The organism is Micromonospora acroterricola (assembly GCF_003172955.1).
Classification (GTDB): Bacteria; Actinomycetota; Actinomycetes; order Mycobacteriales; family Micromonosporaceae; genus Micromonospora; species Micromonospora acroterricola.
In genome coordinates this window covers 1-6,284 of the sequence record NZ_QGKR01000067.1, presented here as the reverse complement: position 1 = coordinate 6,284, position 6,284 = coordinate 1, and the positions used below count along the sequence as shown (strand labels likewise).

4 protein-coding genes are annotated in these 6,284 nt (G+C 73.0%); all 4 read left to right on the top strand.

The genetic code is table 11. The features are described 5' to 3' along the window. The coding region (locus DKT68_RS01035; RefSeq protein ID WP_236646657.1) for a peptidoglycan D,D-transpeptidase FtsI family protein at positions 1 to 1,795 on the top strand (1,795 nt) is incomplete at its 5' end. A gap of 52 nt (positions 1,796 to 1,847) precedes the next feature. Continuing rightward, positions 1,848 to 3,410: a UDP-N-acetylmuramoyl-L-alanyl-D-glutamate--2,6-diaminopimelate ligase gene (locus DKT68_RS01030; RefSeq protein ID WP_109815562.1), complete on the top strand. Its 1,563-nt coding sequence runs from the start codon at positions 1,848 to 1,850 to the stop codon at positions 3,408 to 3,410. After that, positions 3,407 to 4,810 carry a UDP-N-acetylmuramoyl-tripeptide--D-alanyl-D-alanine ligase gene (locus DKT68_RS01025; RefSeq protein WP_109815561.1) on the top strand — a complete coding sequence of 468 codons (1,404 nt, stop codon included), beginning with the start codon at positions 3,407 to 3,409 and terminating at the stop codon, positions 4,808 to 4,810. The genes DKT68_RS01030 and DKT68_RS01025 overlap by 4 nt, the downstream gene beginning before the upstream one ends. Then, positions 4,807 to 5,931 carry a phospho-N-acetylmuramoyl-pentapeptide-transferase gene (gene mraY / locus DKT68_RS01020; protein ID WP_109815560.1) on the top strand — a complete coding sequence of 375 codons (1,125 nt, stop codon included), beginning with the start codon at positions 4,807 to 4,809 and terminating at the stop codon, positions 5,929 to 5,931. Before DKT68_RS01025 ends, mraY begins: the two co-directional genes overlap by 4 nt. Positions 5,932 to 6,284 lie beyond the last annotated feature (353 nt).

Sequence of the window (6,284 nt, the reverse complement as noted above, 5' to 3'; positions counted from 1 at the left end):
GCGCCGTGCCGACCGCCCGGCGGCCCGCCGGCCGTCCCGCAAGCCGCCGCGCCCGCCGAAGCTCGCCGACCCGCGGCTGCGGCTCCGGCTGGGCACCGCGCTCACGCTGGCGCTCTTCGCCGCCATCGGCGTGCGACTGATCTTCCTCCAGGCGGTGGACACCCCGGCGTACGCCGGCGGCGGCGTCGCCGACCGGACCCGAACGGTCGAGCTGCCCGCCCCGCGCGGCGCGATCTACGACCGCGTCGGCGCCCCGCTGGCACACAGCGTCGAGGCGCGGTACGTGTTCGCCGATCCGACCGAGATCAAGGATGGCGCCGCCACCGCGAAGGCGCTCTCCCCACTGCTCGGCATCCCGGCGTCGAAGCTGACCGAGCTGATGAAGCCCCGCAAGCTGGAGAACGGCAACCCCTCCCGGTTCGAGTACCTGGCCCGAGGCGTGGAGATCCCGACCGCCAAGCAGGTGCTGGCGCTCGAGCTGCCCGGCATCGGGGTGCACCGCGACGAGCGCCGCGAGGTGCCCGGCGGCGACCTGGCGGCCAACCTGATCGGCTTCACGAGTCAGGACATGGTCGGGCTGGAGGGGCTGGAGGCCCGCTACAACGAGCAGCTCGCCGGGCAGGACGGCAAGCGCGTGTACGAGGCCGGCCTCGGTGACCTCGCCGCGCCGATCCCGGGTGGTTACAGCAAGACCACCCCGGCCAAGCCGGGCAGCTCGATGACCCTCACCATCGACCGTGACCTGCAGTTCAAGACCCAGCAGATCCTCAGCGCGGCGATGGCGAGGCAGCGGGGCGGGGTGGGCGCGGCAGTGATCATCGACGTGCCCACCGGCGAGGTGCTGGCCCAGGCCAGCGACCCCACCTACGACGCCGCGAAGCCGCTGCCCAGCGACCCGGTGGCCCGGGAGGACGTGGCGACCAGCTTCGTGGTCGATCCCGGCTCGGTGCACAAGGCGATCACCTACGGCGCGGCGCTGCAGGAGGGGGTGATCACCCCCGACACCACGCTGCCCATCGCGAACAGCATCAAGAAGGGCGACACCTGGTTCTCCGACACCCACCCGGCGAACGGCAGGCGGATGAGCGTGCCGGGGATGCTCGCCTACTCGTCCAACGTCGGCACCATCACCATCGCCGACCGGCTCGGCCGGGACCGCCTGATCGACTACCAGAAGCGGTTCGGGCTCGGCCAGCCCACCGGCGAGGGGGTGCCCGGCGAGGCCAGCGGGCGACTCCTGCCGGCCGACGAGTGGAGCGAGTCGTCGGAGGGGTCGGTACCGATCGGGCACAGCGTCGACGCCACGCCGCTGCAGATGGCCGCCGCGTACGCCGCCATCGCCAACGACGGCACCTACGTGCAGCCGCACCTGGTCAAGGAGACGATCGGCCCGGACGGCAGGCGCACACCCGCGCCGGCCCCGGTGACCCGGTCGGTGCTCAGCCCGCAGAACGCGGCGGCGCTGCGCACCATGCTGGAGGCGGTCACCACGGTCGACGACGCCACCGGCCTGGCCGCCGCGGTCCCCGGCTACCGGGTCGCCGGCAAGACCGGCACGGGCTGGCGCCTGGTGGACGGCAAGAAGCAGCCCGGCGAGGTGTCCTCCTTCATCGGCATGGCTCCCGCGGAGAAGCCGCGGTACGTGATCGCGGTGTTCGTGTACGCGCCCGACGGTGGGGGCGCGGCGATCGCCGTGCCGGGGTTCCGCGACATGATGCAGTTCACGCTGCGTCACTACCGCGTACCACCGTCCACCGGTGGTTCGGCACCCAAGTTCGTGGTCTATCCGCGCTGACCAGCGACGGCGAGACATCATCGGTGAGTGCCGACGAACCACCGGGGCGGCTGTGCGGCCGGAACCGGACGACCGGGTAGGGTCTGACGCCGTGCCCGGCAATCCACGTCCACGTACCGTGACCGGAGTCCGGCTCGGTGATCTCGCCGTCCGGCTCGCCGTCGACCTTCCGGCGGACGCCGCCGGAGTGGTCGTGACCGGGGCGACCCACGCCAGCCAGGAGGTCCGCCCCGGCGACCTGTACGCGGCGCTGCCCGGCGCCCGCCGGCACGGTGCGGAGTTCGCCGCCGGCGCCGCCGAGGCCGGCGCGGTGGCCCTGCTGACCGACCCGGCCGGCGCCGAGCTGGCGGCGGCGACCGGCCTGCCCGCCCTGGTGGTCCCCGACCCCCGCGCGGTGCTCGGCGAACTGGCCTCGGCCGTCTACGGCGACCCGACCGCCGACCTCACCGTGATCGGCGTGACCGGCACCGCCGGCAAGACGTCCACCGCCTACCTGATCGAGTCGGGGCTGCGCGCCGCCGGGCACACCACCGGGCTGATCGGCACGGTGGAGACCCGTCTAGGCGACCTGGTGATCGACAGCGTGCGCACGACCCCCGAGGCGACCGACCTGCACGCCATGCTGGCCACCGCCCGCGAGCGCGGGGTCACCGCGGTGGTCATGGAGGTCTCCAGCCACGCGCTGGCCATGGGCCGGGTGGGCGGTGTCCGGTTCGCCGTCGGCGGCTACACCAACTTCGGCTCCGACCACTTGGACTTCCACGCCGACAGCGCCGACTACTTCGCCGCGAAGGCCCAGCTCTTCGACGGCCGGTGCGCGGTCGAGGTGCTCAACCACGACGACCCGGCGCTGAAGCCGCTGTACCGGCCGGCGACGGTCAGCTACTCGGCGGCCGGCGACCCGGCCGCCACCTGGTGGGCCGACGACGTGGACGGCGAGGGGTACGCCCAGCGGTTCACGGCGCACGGCCCGGACGGGGTGGTCCTGCCGGCCGGGGTGTCGCTGCCCGGGCGGCACAACGTGGCCAACGCGCTGCTGGCCATCGCCGCGCTGGTGGGCGCCGGGGTGGACCCGGAGACCGCGGCGGCCGGCGTGGCCGCCTGCGGCGGTGTGCCGGGCCGGCTGGAGCTCGTCGACGTCGTCGGGCCGGTGCGCGGGGTGGTCGACTACGCGCACAAGTCGGACGCGATCGTGGCCGCGCTGGCCGCGCTGCGGGAGCTGAGCGCCGGGCGGTTGATCTGTGTGATCGGTGCCGGCGGGGATCGGGACCGGGGCAAGCGGCCGGTGATGGGCGCCGCCGCGGCGGAGGGGGCCGACGTGGTGCTGGTGACGGACGACAACCCGCGTACCGAGGACCCGGCGGCGATCCGCGCCGAGGTGCTCGCCGGGGCGTACGCGGCCGCCACGGCCGCCCGGATCGTCGAGGTCGCCGGCCGTCGGGCCGCGATCGACGAGGCGGTCCGGCTGGCCGCGCCGGGTGACGTGATCGCGCTGCTCGGCAAGGGCCACGAGCGCGGCCAGGAGGTGGCCGGCGAGGTGCTCCCGTTCGACGACAGCACCGAGCTGGCCGACGCGCTGCGGGCCCGCTTCGGGGACCTGGCGGGTCAGCGGTGATCGCGCTGAGCCTGGCCGAGGTGGCCGCGGCGGTCGACGGGCGGCTCGTCGCCGCCGACCCGGCCTCCACCGTCACCGGCCCGGTCGAGTTCGACTCGCGCAAGGTGGTCACCGGCGCGCTCTTCGTGGCGTTCCCGGGGGAGAAGGTCGACGGGCACGACTACGCGGCGGGGGCGATCGAGTCCGGCGCGGTGGCGGTGCTCGGCACCCGGGAGGTGTCCGGGGTTCCGATGGTGCTGGTCGCCGACGCGCTGACCGCGATGGGCCGGCTGGCCCGCGCGGTGGTGGACCGGCTGCCCGAGCTGACCGTGATCGGCCTGACCGGCTCTTCCGGCAAGACCACCACCAAGGACCTGATCGGCCAGCTCACCGCCCGGCTCGGGTCGACCGTGGCCCCGCCCGGGTCGTTCAACAACGAGCTGGGGCACCCGTACACCGCGTTGCGGGCCGGGACCGACACCCGCTACCTGGTGATGGAGAAGGGCGCGCGCGGGGTGGGGCACGTGCGCTACCTCTGCGACGTGGTGCCGCCGCGGATCTCCGTGGTGCTCAACGTGGGCACCGCGCACATCGGCGAGTTCGGCTCGGCGGAGACCATCGCGCTGGCCAAGGGAGAGCTCGTCGAGGCGCTGCCGCCGGACGGGCTGGCGGTGCTCAACGCCGACGACCCGCTGGTCGACGCGATGGCCACGCGGACCGTCGCCCGGGTGGTCCGCTACGGCGAGACGGCGCACGCCGACGTGCGGGCGGTCGACGTGACGATGGACGAGCGGGACCGGGCCGCGTACACGCTGGTCACCCCGGAGGGGACCGCGCCCGTACGGCTCGGGCTGACCGGGCGGCACCAGGTCTCCAACACGCTCGCCGCGGCGGCGGTCGCCCGCGAGCTGGGCATGCCGCTGGCCGAGCTGGCCACCGCCCTCGGCGAGCTGAAGCTGGTCTCCAGCCGCCGGATGGACGTCTTCGAACGGCCCGACGGCGTGACCGTCATCGACGACTCGTACAACGCCAACCCGGCCTCGATGGCGGTCGCGCTGCGGGCGCTGGCCAGCCTCGGCCGGGGACGGCGTACCGTCGCGGTGCTGGGTTACATGGCCGAGCTGGGCCCGTTCGAGCGGGACGGCCACGCCGAGGTCGGCCAACTCGCGGCCGAGCTGGGTGTGGACCGGCTGCTCGTGGTGGGCGAGCCGGCGGCGCCGATCCATGAGGGCGCCACATCGGTAGGTAACTGGGGAGGAGAGTCGGTGCTGCTCACCGATCAGGCGGCGGCCATCGAGGTGCTGTGGAGCGAACTACGACCGGGCGATGTCGTCCTGGTCAAGGGTTCCCGGTACCGCACCTGGGAGGTGGTGGACGCGCTGCGCGCCGACGCCACCGGAGACGCGGGTGGTACCGCGTGAGGGCGGTCATCGTCGCCGTCGGGGTGGCCTTCCTCGTCTCGCTCTTCTGCACCCCGATCGCGATCAAGGTTTTCACCCGGCTCAAGGCCGGTCAGCCGATCCGGGCCGAGGGCCCGGCGATGCACCAGGGCAAGAAGGGCACGCCCACGATGGGCGGTGTGGTCTTCATCCTGGCCACGGTGATCGCGTACGTGGCGGGGCACCTGGCACTCACCACCCTGCCGGATCTGCAGATCGCCCAGGTGGAGCCGACCATCACCGCGCTGGTGCTGCTGGGGCTGATGGTGTTCTCCGGCGCCGTGGGTTTCATCGACGACTTCCTGAAGGTGCGCAAGCGCAACAGCGCCGGTCTGAACAAGCGGGGCAAGCTGCTCGGCCAGATCCTGGTCGGCGCGGTCTTCGGCGTGATCGCGCTGTACTTCCCGAGCACGATGACGGACGCGACGGGCGCGGTGACGAACACCGAGACGGTGGGCAGCACCACGCTGAGCTTCATCCGGGACATCGACGCCCTGGAGGTCAGCAAGATCGGCGCGGTGATCATCTTCATCTTCGTGGTGATGGGTGCCACGAACGGGGTGAACCTCACCGACGGTCTGGACGGCCTGGCCACCGGCGCCTCGGTGATGGTGCTCGCCGCGTACGCGTTGATCGCGTTCTGGCAGTACCGGCACTGGTGCGCCGACCCGAGCTACACCCAGTCGTACTGCTACTCGGTTCGTGACCCTCTGGAGATCGCGCTGATAGCCGGGGCGGCGGCCGGGGCCTGTGTCGGCTTCCTGTGGTGGAACACGTCCCCGGCACGGATCTTCATGGGTGACACCGGAGCGCTGGGGCTGGGCGGTCTGATCGCCGGCATGGCGATGTCCACCCGGACCATCCTGCTGCTGCCGATCATCGGCGGGCTCTTCGTGATCATCACGATGTCCGTGGTGATCCAGATCATCTCCTTCCGGACCACCGGCAAGCGTGTGTTCCGGATGTCGCCGTTGCAGCACCACTTCGAGTTGGCCGGCTGGAGCGAGGTCAACATCGTGGTCCGCTTCTGGATCATCGCCGGCATCGGGGTGGCGATCGCGTTGGGCCTGTTCTACAGCGAGTTCCTCGCCAACATGACCTGATCCCGGGCCACCCGACGATCCCAGGATCCGCGCACCGTCGGGGAAGCTGCCGCCTCGACTCGTTCTGAGGCCGCACCGTCCCTGACGTTGCGCGGATCTTGACGTTCGCGGCGGGCGCGGCGCGGGGCGACACGCCGAGCGGGGTGTTGCCGTGGGTGCACACGCCCCGAACGGTGATGATGGGCGCATGGGGGAGGAACAGCGCACGGACAGGGCCGGCGGGACACGACCGGGACGGGTTCCGGCTCCCGGGTCCGGGCGTGATCCCGCGGGGGCGGCCCGACCCGGCGGCGGCCGTGGTGCGGATCGGGGGGCGCGACCGGGCGGGTCGGCCCAGCCGGCCGCCGCCGGGT